The 15,985-nt window shown below is 71.5% G+C and carries 20 protein-coding genes and 1 pseudogene; 10 read left to right on the top strand and 11 right to left on the bottom strand.

The features are described from left to right. Positions 1-7: 7 nt before the first annotated feature. The 3 genes from ACIQ7M_RS40220 to ACIQ7M_RS40210 form a co-directional block, all read right to left on the bottom strand. Positions 8-259: a hypothetical protein gene (locus tag ACIQ7M_RS40220; RefSeq protein ID WP_355776272.1), complete on the bottom strand. Its 252-nt coding sequence runs from the start codon at positions 257-259 to the stop codon at positions 8-10. A gap of 129 nt (positions 260-388) precedes the next feature. After that, the gene (locus ACIQ7M_RS40215) at positions 389-1,270 is read right to left on the bottom strand and encodes a hypothetical protein (RefSeq protein ID WP_389843168.1); all 882 of its coding nucleotides are present in this window, start codon (positions 1,268-1,270) and stop codon (positions 389-391) included. A 298-nt stretch (positions 1,271-1,568) separates the two neighbouring features. Beyond that, positions 1,569-1,808: a chaplin gene (locus ACIQ7M_RS40210; protein ID WP_403653917.1), complete on the bottom strand. Its 240-nt coding sequence runs from the start codon at positions 1,806-1,808 to the stop codon at positions 1,569-1,571. Between the two features lie 196 nt (positions 1,809-2,004). Here ACIQ7M_RS40210 and ACIQ7M_RS40205 point away from each other — a divergent pair, with 196 nt between their 5' ends. Then, a complete protein-coding gene (locus ACIQ7M_RS40205; RefSeq protein WP_389843174.1) occupies positions 2,005-2,211 on the top strand; it encodes a hypothetical protein in 207 nt (68 codons plus the stop codon). Positions 2,212-2,296: 85 nt separating this feature from the next. Here ACIQ7M_RS40205 and ACIQ7M_RS40200 read toward each other — a convergent pair whose 3' ends face one another. Continuing rightward, positions 2,297-2,947, bottom strand: coding sequence for a DUF4360 domain-containing protein (locus tag ACIQ7M_RS40200; protein ID WP_403653914.1), 651 nt, complete (start codon positions 2,945-2,947; stop codon positions 2,297-2,299). Positions 2,948-3,443: 496 nt separating this feature from the next. Between ACIQ7M_RS40200 and ACIQ7M_RS40195 the strand changes: the two genes are divergently transcribed. Beyond that, entirely contained in the window at positions 3,444-3,986 is a 543-nt protein-coding gene (locus ACIQ7M_RS40195) for a hypothetical protein (protein WP_384802883.1), read from the top strand. 27 nt (positions 3,987-4,013) lie between these two features. On the opposite strand, the gene ACIQ7M_RS40190 is transcribed toward ACIQ7M_RS40195, so the two are convergent. The 4 genes from ACIQ7M_RS40190 to ACIQ7M_RS40175 all read right to left on the bottom strand — a co-directional run bounded on the left by ACIQ7M_RS40190 (position 4,014) and on the right by ACIQ7M_RS40175 (position 6,724). Beyond that, positions 4,014-4,850: a hypothetical protein gene (locus ACIQ7M_RS40190; RefSeq protein ID WP_355776034.1), complete on the bottom strand. Its 837-nt coding sequence runs from the start codon at positions 4,848-4,850 to the stop codon at positions 4,014-4,016. Between the two features lie 83 nt (positions 4,851-4,933). Further along, entirely contained in the window at positions 4,934-5,449 is a 516-nt protein-coding gene (locus tag ACIQ7M_RS40185; RefSeq protein ID WP_386980723.1) for a hypothetical protein, read from the bottom strand. Positions 5,450-5,639: 190 nt separating this feature from the next. Continuing rightward, positions 5,640-6,143 carry a DUF6624 domain-containing protein gene (locus tag ACIQ7M_RS40180; RefSeq protein ID WP_403653951.1) on the bottom strand — a complete coding sequence of 168 codons (504 nt, stop codon included), beginning with the start codon at positions 6,141-6,143 and terminating at the stop codon, positions 5,640-5,642. Between the two features lie 68 nt (positions 6,144-6,211). Then, positions 6,212-6,724, bottom strand: coding sequence for an ATP-binding protein (locus ACIQ7M_RS40175; protein WP_403653910.1), 513 nt, complete (start codon positions 6,722-6,724; stop codon positions 6,212-6,214). 639 nt (positions 6,725-7,363) lie between these two features. Between ACIQ7M_RS40175 and ACIQ7M_RS40170 the strand changes: the two genes are divergently transcribed. Continuing rightward, on the top strand, positions 7,364-8,155 hold the full coding sequence (locus ACIQ7M_RS40170; RefSeq protein ID WP_403653907.1) for an SDR family NAD(P)-dependent oxidoreductase: 792 nt from the start codon (positions 7,364-7,366) through the stop codon (positions 8,153-8,155). Positions 8,156-8,241: 86 nt separating this feature from the next. Here the strand turns inward: ACIQ7M_RS40170 and ACIQ7M_RS40165 are convergent, their stop codons facing one another. Further along, positions 8,242-9,651 carry a hypothetical protein gene (locus ACIQ7M_RS40165; protein WP_403653904.1) on the bottom strand — a complete coding sequence of 470 codons (1,410 nt, stop codon included), beginning with the start codon at positions 9,649-9,651 and terminating at the stop codon, positions 8,242-8,244. A 299-nt stretch (positions 9,652-9,950) separates the two neighbouring features. On the opposite strand from ACIQ7M_RS40165, the gene ACIQ7M_RS40160 reads away from it, so the two are divergent. From ACIQ7M_RS40160 to ACIQ7M_RS40145, 4 genes are all read left to right on the top strand, one after another. Then, complete coding sequence (locus ACIQ7M_RS40160) at positions 9,951-10,772, top strand: helix-turn-helix domain-containing protein (RefSeq protein ID WP_403653948.1); 822 nt, start codon at positions 9,951-9,953, stop codon at positions 10,770-10,772. Positions 10,773-10,775: 3 nt separating this feature from the next. Further along, entirely contained in the window at positions 10,776-11,012 is a 237-nt protein-coding gene (locus ACIQ7M_RS40155) for a DUF397 domain-containing protein (RefSeq protein WP_403653901.1), read from the top strand. Between the two features lie 165 nt (positions 11,013-11,177). Continuing rightward, positions 11,178-11,675: a hypothetical protein gene (locus tag ACIQ7M_RS40150; RefSeq protein WP_403653898.1), complete on the top strand. Its 498-nt coding sequence runs from the start codon at positions 11,178-11,180 to the stop codon at positions 11,673-11,675. 36 nt (positions 11,676-11,711) lie between these two features. After that, a complete protein-coding gene (locus ACIQ7M_RS40145; RefSeq protein ID WP_403653895.1) occupies positions 11,712-12,518 on the top strand; it encodes an SAM-dependent methyltransferase in 807 nt (268 codons plus the stop codon). A gap of 18 nt (positions 12,519-12,536) precedes the next feature. Here ACIQ7M_RS40145 and ACIQ7M_RS40140 read toward each other — a convergent pair whose 3' ends face one another. Next, positions 12,537-13,934 carry an FAD-binding oxidoreductase gene (locus ACIQ7M_RS40140; protein WP_386980709.1) on the bottom strand — a complete coding sequence of 466 codons (1,398 nt, stop codon included), beginning with the start codon at positions 13,932-13,934 and terminating at the stop codon, positions 12,537-12,539. Positions 13,935-14,054: 120 nt separating this feature from the next. On the opposite strand from ACIQ7M_RS40140, the gene ACIQ7M_RS40135 reads away from it, so the two are divergent. After that, a complete protein-coding gene (locus tag ACIQ7M_RS40135; protein ID WP_403653891.1) occupies positions 14,055-14,177 on the top strand; it encodes a hypothetical protein in 123 nt (40 codons plus the stop codon). Positions 14,178-14,207: 30 nt separating this feature from the next. Here ACIQ7M_RS40135 and ACIQ7M_RS40130 read toward each other — a convergent pair whose 3' ends face one another. After that, entirely contained in the window at positions 14,208-14,723 is a 516-nt protein-coding gene (locus tag ACIQ7M_RS40130; RefSeq protein WP_389843199.1) for a pep a2, read from the bottom strand. Between the two features lie 302 nt (positions 14,724-15,025). Between ACIQ7M_RS40130 and ACIQ7M_RS40125 the strand changes: the two are divergent. After that, positions 15,026-15,217, top strand: a pseudogene (locus ACIQ7M_RS40125) (DUF5133 domain-containing protein); the annotation flags it as partial. Between the two features lie 100 nt (positions 15,218-15,317). Further along, a partial coding sequence (locus ACIQ7M_RS40120; protein ID WP_403653888.1) for a maltotransferase domain-containing protein occupies positions 15,318-15,985 on the top strand: 668 nt, incomplete at its 3' end.

Below are 15,985 nucleotides of genomic sequence, written 5' to 3'. Positions count from 1 at the left end.
CTCCTTCTCAAGCTTCGCCGACGGCATCGCCGTCGAGCGCGTCCAGTGGATCGGCCCACGTGATGACGTCGACCTCACGGCATCCCCTGGACTCGATCACCAGCACGGTCGCCCCTTTCGGCAGGGGCTCCCGAGACCAGGCATGGAAGGTCTCGGATCCGCCTCTCACGCGCACGAGGACCTCGCCGGGTCCGGCGGACCCCCGGGTGCCGATGAGCAGTTCCCCCGTGCAGCCGATCACGGCTTCGTCCTGCACCATTGCCGGCCACCCCCCATCACTCTGAATCTGCCTCTGACCTTAGACCCAGCCCTCTCCGGGCGCGTACGCCCCCCGTCGGTCGACAGCCCCTCCGGGGGCACGCGCCCAGGCTTCCTCTGAAGTGTGGGCTCAACTCTTGGTGAAGCGATAGGTCTTGCTGTCGGTCAGCACACAGAAGCCCGGGGACACCACGATCACGCGCAGGGTGGCGCTGCGGCGGTCGTAGTCGATGCCCTCCGCCTCGAAGGTGCCCGAGCAGGAGCTGCGCAGCGGGAGCTGCCGCAGTGCCGTGACGTGTCCGGAGACGTCGGCCGAGCCGCCCGGCTCGGCCGACAGGTCGATCTGGAGCAGCGGCTTGGTCATGCCGAAGAGGGTGCCGGCGGGGTCGTCGGACGAGCACAGCAGCCGGGTCGCGGTCACGAAGTCGCAGCCCTGTACGTCGCGTACGGCGTGGTCGAGGTTGACGGCCGACGCCAGCGGAAGGTCGGCCGAGGGCGTGGTCGCCGGGTTGACGCCCGGGGTCGGGAACACCAGGAGCCGGTTCATCGTGCCGTACTCGCCGGACACCATCCAGGTACCGCTCGGCGCGATGGTGACGAAGGAGTTGTTCAGCGCCTCTCCGGCGCTCAGCTTGTGGACGTACTCCGACCAGGCGCCGCCCGGTGCCTGCACGCGGAACATCTTCGCGCTGCCGGAGTCGCTCTGATAGGGCTCCACGTAGTAGCCGTTGTACGAGGCGTCCGGGTCGCCCACGTGGTTCCAGCCCCGGCTGCTCACGCTCACGGGGATCGTGCCGATGCCCGTGTAGTGGTTGGGGCTGCCGGCCGGGACCTCGACGGAGGTCAGGCCCTGGCTCTCGGTCAGCGGGTCGGCGCGGTCCGAGCCCACCTCGTTCCAGGTGTCGGCGGCGGAGGCGGGCGCGCCGGTCGCCACGGAGAGGACGGCGGCGGTGGTGAGGGTGACGAGGCCGGCCAGGACCGCGTGACAACGTTGCCGTGCGGGCATGCGCATGAAGGGTGCTCCTCGATGGGGGGTGTCCGGTCGGCGCACAGTCTGGCCCGCCGCGATGGTCATGTACAGACCAATACGTGGACGCCGGACGACACCCCCGGGTCCGCGAGTCGCCGATGACCCCCGCCGCCCGGGGATCCGGTCCCGCCCCCTCCCCCCGCACCCCCGTCGGACCGGGTCCCGCACCCCGGACACGGCCGAGCCCGGCGGCTCACTCGGGAGGATGAGTGTGCCGCCGGGCTCGGGGCCGGGCAGCGGGTCCGGGCAGCGAGAGCCCGGACCCGCGGACGTCGGACCGTCAGCTGTTCGAGCAGGTGGTCGTGTTCCCCGCCGTCGTGGGCAGCAGCGCCAGAACGTTGGCCGTGATGCCACAGGCGTTGACCGGGATGTGGACCGGGATCTGGATGACGTTGCCGGACAGGAGTCCGGGACTGTTCGCCGCGGCGCCGGTCGGCCCGGTGTCGGCGGCGGCGGTCCCGGCGGTGGCCAGCAGGGCGACGCTGGCAAGTCCGGCGGCGGCCATCAGACGAATACGCATTCCAAGCTCCGTTCATTCGTGGTGGTGCGAGCTCCTTCACCATCACCTCCGCGAACAAAATCCGACATTCCAGCGCAGCCGAACGGGGGTTCGCCCTCCGCGGCACCCGTGGATCAGCCGTGGCCCACGGCGTGTCGCGCGGGGCGTACGGAATGCCCGTAGCGTGAATACAGATCCGGTGGAACAGGGAGAGACCATGCCGATGAGCCAGTCCGACACGTCCACACCCTCCGATGACAGGGCGACCCCCGACGCACTGCTGCACACCGGGACCGAGGGCCCGGTGACGGCCGAGGACCTGGTTCTCGCCGCGGGTCGCGACGTCACACCGGAGAGCCTCGCCTGGGCCGAGCGAAAGCTCCAGGACGAGGGCTCCGCGGCGGTCGACAAGCTGCTGCCGTAGCGCACCGCCCGCGGACGACCGCGGACCCGCTCGGCCGGCTCCGATGCGGCGGAGCCGGCCGAGGACCCATCTGGGAGGCGGCGGGTCAGGCGGCGGGGCACTCCTTCCAGGCCAGGTGGTAAACGGTGCTGATGTCGCCGTCCGTCGAGTCCATGGTCATGAAGCTGGAGCTGCCGGGCGTCGAGGTGCCCGCGCTGACGCGGAGCTCGGTGTTGATGTTGAAGTTGCGCTGCACACCGCAGGGCGCCCAGACCAGTTGGGCCCAGTCGGTGGTGTCCGTGGCCTGCCAGTCGTCGCCGTACGGGCCGCGGAAGGGGTGGGTGATGGACGCCGTGTTCGGGGATCCCTGGAAGTAGTACGAGGCCTTCTCCGTGCTGCTGGCTCCCGGCTGGAGCGAGGCGAAGCCGCGGTAGTCGGCGCTTGCGATGGCATAGGTGAAGCCCTGCGGGACATGCACGATCAGGTTGAGCTGGCAGTTCTTGCGGAACGCGGTGGGGTCGGCGTTGCCCCCGACCTGGGCGAGGTAGTCGCTGTAGGTCACGGTGAAGGCGGTGTTGTCCGGGGAGACGGCGACAGCCGCGGTTCCCTGGGGACAGCCGGATCCGTTGACCGTGGCGACACTGATGACGATCTTGTCCGGGGGCGGGTCCTGGATACCGGAGGACGGGCTCGACAGGGGAAGCGCTGTGGCGAACAGGGCGGCGATCGCGCCACCCATGAACAGGCCACCGGCCATGGTGCTCCAATCCGTTGCGTAGGTGTTCCGGCGGCAGCCCGCGGGCGTACCGCCATGAATGGGGGGTGCGGCTCCCCGAGGGAACGGGGAACCGTCGCGGACCAGTGCGTGGATCAAGCGCGGCTCATTTATGCATGCGCATGACAAATACGCACGCGCAGCCGACTCCCGGCTGTGAAGGAGCTGTGAAGGCCGGGAGCGACGAAATCGTACGTACGGGGGGTCCCGATGGACAGGACCATCTCCGGCCATTCGATACGCGCCGTTCACACCCGCCGCCGCTCTCACGAGGCCGGTTCACGGCGGTTCACGCCACCCGGGGCCGTGACGCGGGGCGTTCCGGCACCGGCAGCCGTCACGACGCGTGCCCGCCACGACGACGCGGGAAGCGGTCGGACACCCCGGCTCCGGGTCCGGCCGGGCCGGAGGGCGGTGGGACCGCGGGAATCACCCGCCCCCTCGGCGCGTGCCGGGCGCCCCTGAGACACTGAGACACATGGATCCACGACACCTGAGACTCGGCCGCCGCCGGATATGGATGAGCAGTGCCGTCTGTTTCCTGGTCCTCGGGCCGCTCGGCTGGTTCTTCGGTGGCTGGATTCCCTTCGCGTTGCTGGCCGTTGCCCTCCTCGTCGCCACCGCCGTCTCGCACTGGCGGGCTCCCAAGTGGCTCGCGCCCGCCATCGCCAAGGGCCAGTCGGAGAACCGCCGGGACGTCGCCACCTTCTGCGTGGTGATAGCGGTGAGCGGCTACGCCCAGCCGCCCGCGCAGCCCGCTCCCTCGCCGGCGGCCCTCGCGGCCCTGCGCCTGGAGGCGTACCGGGCCGCCGCGGACGACGACCTCTCGGAGGATCTGCGGCTCCTGGCGGCCGACGCGCTGGCCGCGGCGGACCAGGCCAACGCCGAGGACACCCCCGCGGGCTGGCGGGCGGCCCGGGCGAGCGCGGAGCGGCTGGCGCACGCCGCCCAGGAGGGCAATCCGTACGTACGACAGCTCCTCATCCAGTGGGTCGAGGGCAACCCGGCGAGCGATCGGTAGCCGATCGGCGGACTGTCCGCGCCGCCCTCAGGGCCGCTCGAAGAACTGGATCACGCCCCCGGCCGAGAAGCACAGCGCCCCCACGAGGGTGCCCCAGTTGGCGATGTCGACGTTCACGAGACTGCCGGTCGTCGGCCGTGTGTAGGCGGCCAGCGCCGAGACGAAGAAGAGCACCGATCCGAACTGGTTGACCGCGACGATCCACCAGCCGAGGTCGCCGGCGAGGACACGCGGGCGCCCGTGGCAGACCTCGACGACGGCGAGGTGACCGGAGACGAGGAACAGGACGCAGCCGACCATGTCGGGCGCCCAGATCAGCCGGTCCGTCTGCTGGACCGAGAGTCCCTTCAGCAGCGAGTCCAGCAGATTGACGCCGAACACGAGCGTCCCCACGAACAGCAGGAACGTGCTGAGCCAGTCGATCCGGCCGGGCTCGTAGCTCCACCACCGCCAGCGCCGCCCGGCCAACGCGTCGGACGCGCTGTCGCGGCGAGGAGCGTTCACCGCCTGAAGCAGTGAGGCGTAGCCCCCGGTGTTGAAGAACAGGCCGCCGGTGAAGTAGATCCACGCGCCCGTCAGGCCCCCCGAGCCGAACTGGGCGACCCCGGCCCCGAGGGCGAACAGCAGCCCGCCGACCATGAACGCGGCCGCGGCGATGACGTTCAGCCGGCGCAGCCGGGCGATCGACGCGGTGTCCGCCCGCCGGGAGCGGCCCTCCGTCTCCCCCGGGACGCGCACGGTGAGCAAGCCGCGCTTGCGGGCCAGGCGGGATTCCCAGACCGCGACACGACCGTCCACGAGACGCCAGGTCAGCCGGGTCGTGAAGGGACCCGCCCCTTCGGAGCGCGCTTCGGTTCGACTCACCCGGCGACCATAGCCCGTGGGGCGAAATCCGGCGTTCGCCCGACTCGTCGCCTTTCAGGTGGTTCGGACTCCACTCGGGCGGTTCAGGACTCCGCCTCGCGCCGCAGGAAGTTGGTCACCTGACAGGCGAGGCTGTCCCGGGCCGTGTCGGGTCGCGCGGCCGCGTCGACGGGCGTGTCGTTCGCGATGCCGCCCGCCCAGAGGAAGCGCTCGGTCCACTCGTCGTCGACCTTGAGCTGGACCTGGATGTCCATCCGGTCGAGGACGGCGTCGGGGCCGGCCGCGAACAGGACCGCGGTGGCCCGGCGCAGCGGATAGACGTCGTATCCCTCGATGAACTGCGAGTTCCGCCAGTCGAGGAAGGCGCTCTCGCCGTCTGCGCCGACGCGGATATCGATCTGGCCGTCTTCGAGGTGGATGCCGAAATGTTCGGTGGCGCGGTTCTCGACGGTCACCCGCAATCTGAAGTAGGTGAGTTCGTCGGCCGCGTCGTCACGCCCCTTCGGGGGCTCGGCCTTTTCCACACCATGAACGCGAACACGCAGGCCGGCCTGCTCGTCGTACTCCTGCCAGTCCCCGACCACGTTGGGCTCGCGCACAGTCCACCTCTCCACTTCAGAGAGTTGTTCCTATCTGTGCCCTCAACGAAGTGTCAAATGCGCCGCACCGGCCGTGGCCAGCGATTTCTCCTTTCTTGATCGGTGATCAAGCCGTGCCCAGCCACAATCATTCCGCGCCACCCGAACGGGGTATTTCGGGGCGTGCTGCACATCACGTTTCCCTGGCGCCTCACAGGCCCTCGCGCAGGCGCCGCATCTGCTCGTCGAGCGGGCCGAGACCGACGTCCCGGCGCCGCTCGTCGACGGTCCCGGGACGGCGTACGGAACAGGGGCGCAGGGTGACCGGGTCGACGCGGGTGCCGTAGAACTGCGGCAGTCCCAGTTCGACGGCGCAGTGATCGGCGATGTAGGCGTGGTGCGGGGCCGGACAGAGTCCGTCGGCCACGGCCCGGGCGATCAGATCGCGGCATCGGAGCTGCAGACCGAGGTCCGGGGCGTGCAACAGGATCATCAGGGCCGCGGTCGAGGCGGCCGGGCCGACCCGGGCGGTGGTCGGCCAGCCGTGCCGCCGGACGATCACCGCGAGCGCCCGGGCGTTGCCCGCGCGGCAGGCGGCCAGAGACTCACGCCACGCTCCGGTGGGGCGGTCGCGCGCCTGGCGCATCAGGCCGCGTTCCTCGTCGGCCCGGCGTACGAGTTCCCCCGCCAGGGCCCTGGCGAGCTCCGGGACCATCGGCACGGAGCCCCGGCCCCCCGGGTGTGCCGCCCCGGGGTCCCCGGCCTGACGCCTCGGGACGGCCTTCACGGCACCGTCTGAAGCACCATCGAGAACCACACCTTCTTTCCCGTGGTGCCCGGGTCGGCCGGCGCGACGCCCCAGTCGTCGCTCAGCGCGGCGATGATCGTCAGTCCGCGTCCCGACTCCTCGGCCCCGCCCGCCGTCCGTGGCGCGGGCAGGGCGGACGAGCGGTCGGCGACGGACACCCGCAGTTCGCGGGGGTCGCACGCGATGCCGACGGTGATGGTGTCGCCGCGGTCGGGGCTGCCGTGTCTCAGGGCGTTGGTGAAGAGTTCCCCGGTCGCGAGCACCGCGTCGTCGACGCGCTGGGCGGGCAGCCGCAGGCGGGTGAGGTACTCGGCGACCATGGCCCGCACACCGGGCACCCGCGACGGGTGCGCCGGGACGGTGGTCCGCAGCCGGTGCGCTCCGCGGACCCGGTTCGTAGGGGTGCCGCCCGGGGCGGTGGCTCCGGCGGACGGGGTCGCCGACGGTTCGAGATCGGTCGGGGCCGGGGTCCCGGACCATACCGGCACAGTCGGGGCCGGGGTCCCGGACGACACCGGCACGGTCGGGGCCGGAGCCTCGGCGCTCAGCGGCTCGGTCGAGGCTGGAGCCGGACCCCGCACGGGCCCGGTCGAGGCCGGGGCCACGAACGGTCCCGGCTCGGTCGGGGCCGGAGCCGCGGCCTGTCGAGGCTCGGTCGGGATGGTGGGCGCGTTGGGTGGGGGCCCCGTGCGCGGTGAGGCCTCGGACCGTGCGGGTTCGATCGGGGCCGGGGCTCCGGACCGTACGGGCGGAGCGGTCGGGACCCGCGGCGCCGGTGGTTCCGACGCGGTCGGTGCCGATGGGGCGGGCCGCTCGGCGGCGTGGGTGCGGAGGGCCTGGTCGTCCGCGGGGTGGACCCCTCTTTCCGGGGCCCGTGTCTCGTGCCCCGGAGCCGGGTTGCCATGGACCGGTGCGGGCGTCGGCTCGCGGCGCGGTGCCCTGGATGCCGGCATCGGTCCTCCTTCGGGTGCGGCCCGGGGGGCGGCTGTCGCTGCGGCTGCCCGTGCAGCCAACACGCGGGACTGCCGGGGCGACCAGGGGGTATTCGGGTTGTCCGGTTGCAAGCGCGTAGTGGCGTGGGATGTATGTTCGATCTTGTGAGGAACGGGAGCGGGGGCGGTGCGACGGTGTCCCTTGACGGTGACACCGGCCGTGCGGGACTGCGTGACAAACGGGTGCTGGTGACCGGCGGTACGCGCGGACTCGGCGAGCAGATCGTGCGGCTGCTGTCCGCCGAGGGCGTACGGGTGGCCACGTGTGCGCGCACCGCGCGGGATCTGGACACGCTGGCCGCCTCGATGGGCCCGGGTCTGTTCACCCGACGGCTCGACGTCACCGCGCCCGGGGACCTGGAGGGGTTCGTCGGGGACGCGGCGGAACGCTTCGGCGGCCTGGACGGGGTGGTGGCCTGCACGGGCGGTTCGCGGGGCGGCGGCTTCGAGGAGGCGGACGCGGACGACTGGGCCGCGACCTGGGCGGTGAACGTCGGTCACGCGACCCGGCTGGTACGGGCCTCGGTCCCGCACCTGCGAGCCGCGGGCGGCGGCTCGGTCGTGGTGATCTCCTCGATCTCCGGCTGGAAGCCGGGCCCGCCCGCGCAGTACTCGGTCGCGAAGTCCGCGCAGATCCAGCTCGCGGCCTCGCTGGCCCGCGAGCTCGGCCCGGACGGGATCCGGGTGAACGCGGTCTCCCCCGGTTCCATGGTGATCCCCGGCCGCCGCTGGGACCGGATGCGCCGGGAGGAACCCGAGGCGTTCGCCCGTTTCGTGGCCGCGGAGCTGCCGGGCGGCGGGCCGGTCGCACCGCAGGAGGTCGCCCGGGTCGTGGCGTTCCTGCTGTCGGACTGGTCGAGCGGGATATCCGGCGCGCACCTCCCGGTCGACCGCGCCCAGAACGCCCCCTCCCCCGACGGGTACTGAACCCCGCGAGGTTCGTGGCGCCGATCCCGGTCACGGCACCGCGCCCGGCCCCGGTCACGGCCCGGCCCCGGTGACGGGCCCGCCCGTCAGGCCGCCGCCCCGAGGACACCACGGGATCGGCGCTCGAATTCCTGCACGACGGGTTCGGCGCGACGGGGTTCGAGGCGTCTGCGGAAGTCCCGCAGGGCCTGGACGGATCGTTCGCTGTGGACGGCGCCGAGGGTCTCCAGCGCCAGGGTCGCGGTGCCGACCGCCTCGTCCAGGCGGCCCTGCTGCAGGTGCGCGGTCGCGAGGACGGAGCGGCTGATGGCCTGGCGCCGGCGCCGGTCGGCGCCCGAGCCGAGCGACTCGCTCGCCGTGCGCTCGGCCTGGCGGGCGAGCCCCAGGTCGCGGAAGCAGAGAGCGGACTCGGCCTGGAGGTAGTGGTGGTCCAGATAGCGCACCCACGGCGACTCCTGCTCGGCCCCCTTGCTCTCCGCCAGGTGCCGCTCCGCCAGCCGCAGCGCCTTCGACGTGTCGTCCGAGCGGCCCCGCGCGGCGTGTCCGCGCGCCGACATGGCGTACAGCCGCATCAGTCCGAGGGGGCTGCCGGCCCCCTGTGCCGTGACGATTCCGGCGCGGGCGAGTGCCACACCCTCGTCGGGGCGGCCGAGGTTGGTGGCGAGGTGGGAGAGCCCCGCGAGGATCTGGCCGCCGAGCACCCGGTCGCGGCCCTCGGCGCACAGCCGCAGGCCCTGGGTCATGTAGCGCTGGGCGAGGCCGTACTCCCCCGCGTCGTACGAACTCCAGCCGGCCATCGCGGCCAGCCGGGCGGCGGCCGCGAACAGCCGTCGGCGCTGCCCGGACGGGGTGCCGCGCCGCTGGAGCATGGGGACGACCTCGGTGGAGAGGTAGTGCACGATGCTGGTACGCACACCGCCGCCACCGTAGTGGTTGTCCATCTGGTCGAAGACGGCGATCATCGCGTGCACCTGCTCGACGGGGCCGTCGCTCACGGGCAGGGCCTGGGAGAGCGACTCCTGATGTTCCAACAGCCAGAGCAGCCACTCACGCTGAGGGTTCGTCAGGGACGCCGGGACGAAGGGGACCGTGCCGAGGAGACTGCGGCGGGAGATGTCGGTGGAGCCCAGTTCCGCGAGCGTGTGCAGGGTCTCGGCGACGTCCTCGCCGTAGACGAGCGCCCTGCTCGCGACGGGGCGCTGGGAGTCGGAGTGGAATCCGAGGTCCGTGGGGGACAGGGCGCGGCCGAGCCGCTCGGACAGCACGGCGGCGATCAACTCCGGTGTGCCGCCGCGAGGTTGCTGACCCTGGAGCCAACGGGTGACCGACGCCTTGTCGTAGTGGGAGTCGGCGCCCTGGCGGCGCCCCAGTTCATTGACCCGCAGGGCGAGGGAGGCGTAGGAGCAGCCGGCCTCCTTGAGCACGACCCCCAGCACCGGATTCCCTCCGGCGGACCTGCCGACGTCCCTCGCCTGTCCTTCGGTCACGGCGGCCATCCCGTATCGCCTCACATCCGCGTGCGGCTGCACTCCGTTCCGAATCTGGCGGTGTTTCAATTGCCGTGCGGATGAGCGCAGTTGAGCGTGAAAGTCGCCGAATGTGCGACAGGTCACTCGATCACTATGGTGGCCCTCCCGCCGCCTGTGCAACCGGCGTTCCGATAATTTCAGAACGATCCGCGGCACTCTGTCCCTGTCACCGGCCGCGTGGCACACTGCCCCCTGAGACGGCCGTTCCCGGGAGGTGGGACGTGGGCGAGAACCGCTCCGGCGGCAGCGCGCCGACCGTCCTGCGCATGGTTCTCGGGAAGCGGCTGCGGCACCTGCGGGAACAGGCGGGAGTCTCCTTCGAGGAGGCCGCGCGCGCCATCGAGGTCACGGCTCTGACGGTCCGCAGGATCGAGAAGGCCGAGGTCGGGCTCCGCATCCCGTACGTGAGGGAGCTGCTCCGCGTCTACGGGGTCCCGGCGTCGGAGGTCGACGACTTCCTCTCCCTGGCCAGGGAGGCCAACCAGCCCGGCTGGTGGTACACGTACCGCGACGTACTGCCGGACTGGTTCAGCGCGTACGTGAGCCTGGAGAGCGAGGCCAGCGTCATCCGTCTCTACGAACCCCACTACGTGCCGGGCCTGTTGCAGACGCACGACTACGCCACGGCCCTGCTGCGCGTCGGGTTCCCCAACGAGACACGGAAGGACATCGCGCGCCGCGTCGCCCTGCGGATGAGACGCCAGGACCTCCTCGCCAAACCCGAGGCCCCGGCGCTGTGGGCGATCCTGGACGAGACGGTGCTGCGCCGGCCGGTGGGCGGACCCGCGGTGATGCGGGCCCAGTTCGACCGGCTCACCGAAGCCCTGGACATGCCGAAGGTGCGGATCCAGATCATGCGCTTCGGCGTGGGTGCCCACCCGGGCGCGTTCGGCCCGTTCCACCACTTCCGCTTCGGCTTCTCCGAACTCCCCGACATCGTCTACACGGAGAGCCTGGTGGGCGCGGTGTACGTCGACCGGCCCGACGACGTCGTCGGTTATCTCGAAGTACTGGACCGGATGTCCGTGCAGGCGGAGCCGGTCACCCGGACCAGGGCCATCCTGGGTGAACTGCGTAAGGAGTTGTGATCCATGGGACCCGTGCACAACGGCATGTCCGCGGCCGGTCTGGGAACCGAGGACTGGCACAAGCCCTGGAGCGGCACCAACGGCGGAAGTTGCGTCGAGGCCAAGCGGCTTCCCGACGGGAGCGTCGCGCTGCGCCAGTCCCGGGACCCCGAGGGGCCCGCGCTGATCTGGTCCCGCGACGAGATGGCCGCGTTCATCGAGGGCGCCAAGTCGGGACAGGCCGACTTCCTGATCGCCTGAGCGAGCCCCGCGCCTCTCCGGGGCCTGTCCACGGCGGGAAGCGCCGGACAGGCCCGCGTCCGCGACCACGCCCCCACAACCGGACAACCCGCACGCACACTCCCGCCGTGCGGGTTGTCCCCCCACACTGGCCGAGCCGTTCGTCCCGGAGGGAGGGATACGGGCATGATCCTCCACCAGGGCCTCACACGGTGCCGGACGCTGGTCGTCGAGGGCCCCGACGGTCTCGACCGGCGCCCGCTCCTCGCCGAGCTGGCCCGCCATCACTTCACGATCCGCCCGCTGCACGGGCATCTTCACCATGTGGACCCCACCCAGCCCTACCGCGAACTGCTGTCCGCGCCGGGCCGGCTGGCCGTCGACGGCGGCCTCGTCCACGAACTGGTCTACGGACCGCTGCGCCGCGGCCGCTCCCGGGTGACGTGGATCCAGGCGCTGGACTTCGCGGAAGCGGTGGCCGAACGCGACGGCGCTCTCGTCCACATGGCGGGCGGGACCGACGACACCGAGGCGGCACACGCGTACGAGCGGGTTCTGCGGACGCTGGCCCAGCACGTCCCCGTGATCACGCTCGACACCGGGGAACCCGCCGGCGCCGCCCACGACCCCACCCGGGCGATCCGTCAACTCGGCCTGCGCATCGGCCTGTTGCCGATAGCGTAAGCAACCGACCGCGTGACGCACGGCAGGAGAACTCCCATGGCCGACCGATCCGCTCCCGACCAGGACGCACTGTCGAAGATCGACACGACGGTGCCGCACTCCGCCCGCATCTGGAACTACTGGATGGGCGGGAAGGACAACTACGAGGTCGACCGGGTCGCCGGGGACGCGTACCGCGAAGTCGCCCCGAACATCGAGACCATGGCCCGCGCGTCGCGCGCCTACCTGATCCGTACCGTCACCTTCGTGGCGGGCGAACTCGGCATCCGCCAGTTCCTCGACATCGGCACCGGCCTGCCCACGTACGACAACACCCACCAGGTGGCCCAACGCGTCGCGCCCGAGTCCCGCGTCGTGTACGTGGACAACGATCCGCTGGTGCTGCGCCACGCCCAGGCACTGCTGACGAGCACGCCCGAGGGCGTCACCGACTACATCGACGCGGACCTGCGCGAGCCCGAGAAGATCATCGAGTCGGCGTCCCGGATCCTGGACTTCTCCCGACCCGTCGCGCTGATGCTGATGGGCATCCTCGGTCACATCCAGGACTACGAGGAGGCCCGGTCGATCGTCCGGCGCCTGCAGGCGGCGCTGCCCTCCGGCAGCTGTTTCGTGCACTACGACAGCACGGACACGGACGCGGCGCTCAAGGAGGCGCAGCAGGGCTACGACGACACGGGGGCGATCCCGTACGTGCTGCGCAGCCCCGAACAGGTCGGCGCGTTCTACGAGGGCCTCGAACCGGTCGAACCCGGCATCGTGTCCTGCCCCTTGTGGCGTCCGGAGCCCGGTACGTCGCCGGAGCCCACGGACGTCCACGGGGGCGTGGCCCGCACATTGTGAACGGGCCCGCCCGGCAGGTCAGTCGCTCGACGCCGGCTCGATGTTCTGGTTCAGCCGGAACAGATTGGCGGGGTCGTACTCGGCCTTCACCCCGGCCAGACGGTCGTAGTTGCCGCTGTAGCTCGCCCGGACGCTCTCCTGGTCCTCGGCCATCACCATGTTGACGTACGCGCCGCCCGCGGAGTACGGGAAGAGGGCGTCGGAGTAGTCGACGCTCCACCGCTTGATCACGTCGGCGTTGGCCGGGTCGGGATCGACACCCGCGTAGACGGCGGCCCAGCCCGAATTGCGGTAGCCCCAGGCGGTGTCCGTCGGGCCGACGTCGTGGACGGCTCCGTCGATGGGGTAGAGGTGCATGGTCGACTTCCAGGTCGGCATCGCGGCGCCGAACTTGGCGTGCAGGTCAACGGCCTCGCCGGGGAGTTGATCGACGAAGCCCGCCCGCCAGTACCACTGGTCGCCGGGCGGGTAGACGCCGTCGAAAGCGGACTGGATGGCCGGGTGCGGCATCGGCGCGGGGCCGTGCAGCAGGGGCTCGGGCAGGGCGTCGAGCAGCGGGGCCATGTCCCGGGCGGCCGCGTCGGTGTCGTCGCCCACGCGGCACCACAGCACACCGCAGACCTTCTTGAAGTGCAGTTCCTCCGGGAACGGCGGTCCCGGCGGGACCGAGGCAAAGAGGAAGAAGCCACCGAGTTCACGCGGCGCGTGGGGAATGAAGTCGCGGTAGGCGGCGAGGACTTCGGCGCCGAGCTCGACGGGCCAGAAGGTGGGACCGGCGACGACCGTGCTCACTTCGTGCAGCCGGAAGAGGAACGAGGTGACGACGCCGAAGTTGCCGCCGCCGCCGCGGATCGCCCAGTAGAGGTCGGTGTTCTCGTCGGCGTTCGCGCGGACGTGCTCGCCGTTCGCCAGGACCAGCTCGGCCTCCAGCAGGTTGTCGACGGCCAGCCCGCACTTGCGGGTGAGATGACCGAGTCCGCCGCCGAGGGTGATGCCGCCGACGCCCGTGGTGGAGATGATGCCGCTGGGTGTGGCCAGGCCGTGCTCATTGGTGGCGCGGTCGACCTCGCCCAGGAGACAGCCGCCGCCGACCCGTACCGTGCGGGCGGCCGGATCGACGGTGATGTCCTTGAGGGGGGAGAGGTCGAGGACCACTCCGTCGTCGCAGGTGCTCAGGCCCGCCCCGTGATGACCGCCGCCGCGCACCGCGAGCGGGAGCGCGTGGTCGCGCGCGAAGCCGATGATCAGGGCGACGTCCTCCGGGGAGGTACAGCGTGCCACCAGGGCGGGCCGCCGGTCGATCATCGCGTTGTAGACGGCACGGGCCTCGTCGTACCCGGAGTCCTCCGGGCCGATCAACTGGCCCTTGAATGCCGAGAGTTCCTGGCGTGCCGCTTGTACCGGTGTTGTGGACATGTGCATCCCCGTATCTGGAGACCGCCCCAGGTCCCGGCGTCCGGGCCGTGGACCGGACAGGCTCTCCGCCATTGGGTCCGATGTGCCCGTTTCAGCCCGATCAATGATTAGCCTAACCCCGTGACATCCGGCTGGCTCGGCGACCCGGACCGGCCGGACGCACCGTCCGGACGCGGCCGGACGGACGACGCCGGGCACGCCGAGGGCGCCGATCCCTGCGGATCGACGCCCTCGACGACCTGACCGGACAGCGCGGCCGGGTCCACCGGCCGGTCACCCGTGGACGGCGGCCGGCTCGGTCCCGTCACGGTTCGCGGCGAGCGCGGGCTCCGGCAGCACCGCGTACAACGGCGTCGCACGCGCCACACGCAGGCAGGGCGCGGGAACGGGCGGGGCCAGCGGGGCGTGGTCGGCGGCGCGGGCCCGCCACGAGGACCAGATGATCTTTCCGCCGAGGTCCGTGGCACAGCAGCCCCAGCCGTCGCTCAGGGCCGCGATCTGGGCCAGGCATCCCTGGGGCGCCCGGTGCGGGCGGATGTCCTGACTGTTGTCCGAGACGGCCGCGAACAGCCGCCGGCCGTTCCACCACATCTCGATCGTCGTGTTCTTGTCCGCCGAGTGCTGCTCGATGGTGCGGAGCAGCGCTTCCGCACAGCGGCAGACGGACTCGACGAGATTCTCCAGGTTCCAGTACCTGAGGTGCGCGGCCAGGATGCGCCTGACCTGCCCGACCTTTTCCTCGCTGAGCTCCACATCCAGGTGGTAGTAGCAGGGAACTGCGGCTTTCATCTCGTTGGCTCCTCACCGGCGAAGCTCTCGCTCCACCTCGCCCCCTGCGGGACCGGGACTCGATTGCGAAGCGTGACCGCCGATCGCTCCTGAGTCACCCTCAGCATGAGAGGGCTACTCCATTCGTGCAACCCGAGCGCGACCCCGCCTGGTTGAAGATCCAACAAGACGCTCGGTCGCCGCACAGGCACCATGAGTGAGGGTGTCGCTCCGTGACGGACCGGCCCCCCTTCGCGTACGGCCCTCATCCGCCGGCCAGGCGAGCCGTGCGCGGTCGAGAGATCGGGAAGGTGACCAGCGTGATGCTGCTGCCTGCCAAAGCCGAGGTCGCCAGGCATCTGGAGCGCTACCGGGCGTGGGAACGCCTGCTTCTCGCGACTCCCTCCGACGGTGTGGTGCGGGGGAATTTCGAGAACACCGGATACACCCTGTGCGTCCTGATGGGGAAGCGGTGCGCGCGGGAGGCGGCGAACGCCGCCGAGGTCTACCTGCAGGACGTTCCGGCACGGATCTGAACGACGGTCCCAGGGACCGCACCGAGAGGGCCTTTCGCGGCAACGACGATTCGGGCCCAGAACCGCGGAGGCGAGACGCATGGACGCGATCACGGACGCGTACACGGAGACCGGCCGCACACCCGTCATGGATGTGCGGCCGGTCGTCGATCGCGGCCGGCGACCGGCCAAGGCGGTTGTGGGCGAGACCTTCCAGGTCACCGCCACTCTTTTCGGTGAAGGCCATGACGCGGTCGGCGCGAATGTCGTCCTGGTCGATCCCGGCGGCCGTCCGGGCCCGTGGACACCGATGCGTGAACTCGCCCCCGGAAGCGACCACTGGGGGGCCCGGGTCACTCCGGCGGCCATGGGCCACTGGACCTACCTGGTGGAAGCCTGGAGCGACCCGGTGACAGGATGGCGGCGCTCCGCCGAGATCAAGATCCCCGCCGGGATCGACGTCGGCCTGGTCCTGGAGGAGGGTGCCGCCCTCCACGAGCGGGCCGCCGCGGGCGTGCCGAAGGCCGCCGGCCGGGCCACGGTGCTGGCGGCCGCGGACACCCTGCGCGACGACTCCCTGCCCGCGGCCGAGCGGTTCGCGGCGGCCCAGGCCCCCGGGGTCGCGGCCACTCTCGCGGAGCATCCCCTGCGTGAACGGCTCACCCGATCCCTCCCGTTGCCGTTGCTGGTGGAGCGGGAGCGGGCGCTGTACGGCGCGTGGTACGAGTTCTTCCCCCGTTCGGAGAGCGGCCGGGCCGGACCGCCGGT

It is taken from the genome of Streptomyces sp. NPDC096324 (assembly GCF_044763015.1).
GTDB lineage: Bacteria > Actinomycetota > Actinomycetes > Streptomycetales > Streptomycetaceae > Streptomyces.
The sequence above is the reverse complement of the archived record's forward strand: the minus strand, read 5'-3'. Positions and strand labels throughout refer to the sequence as shown.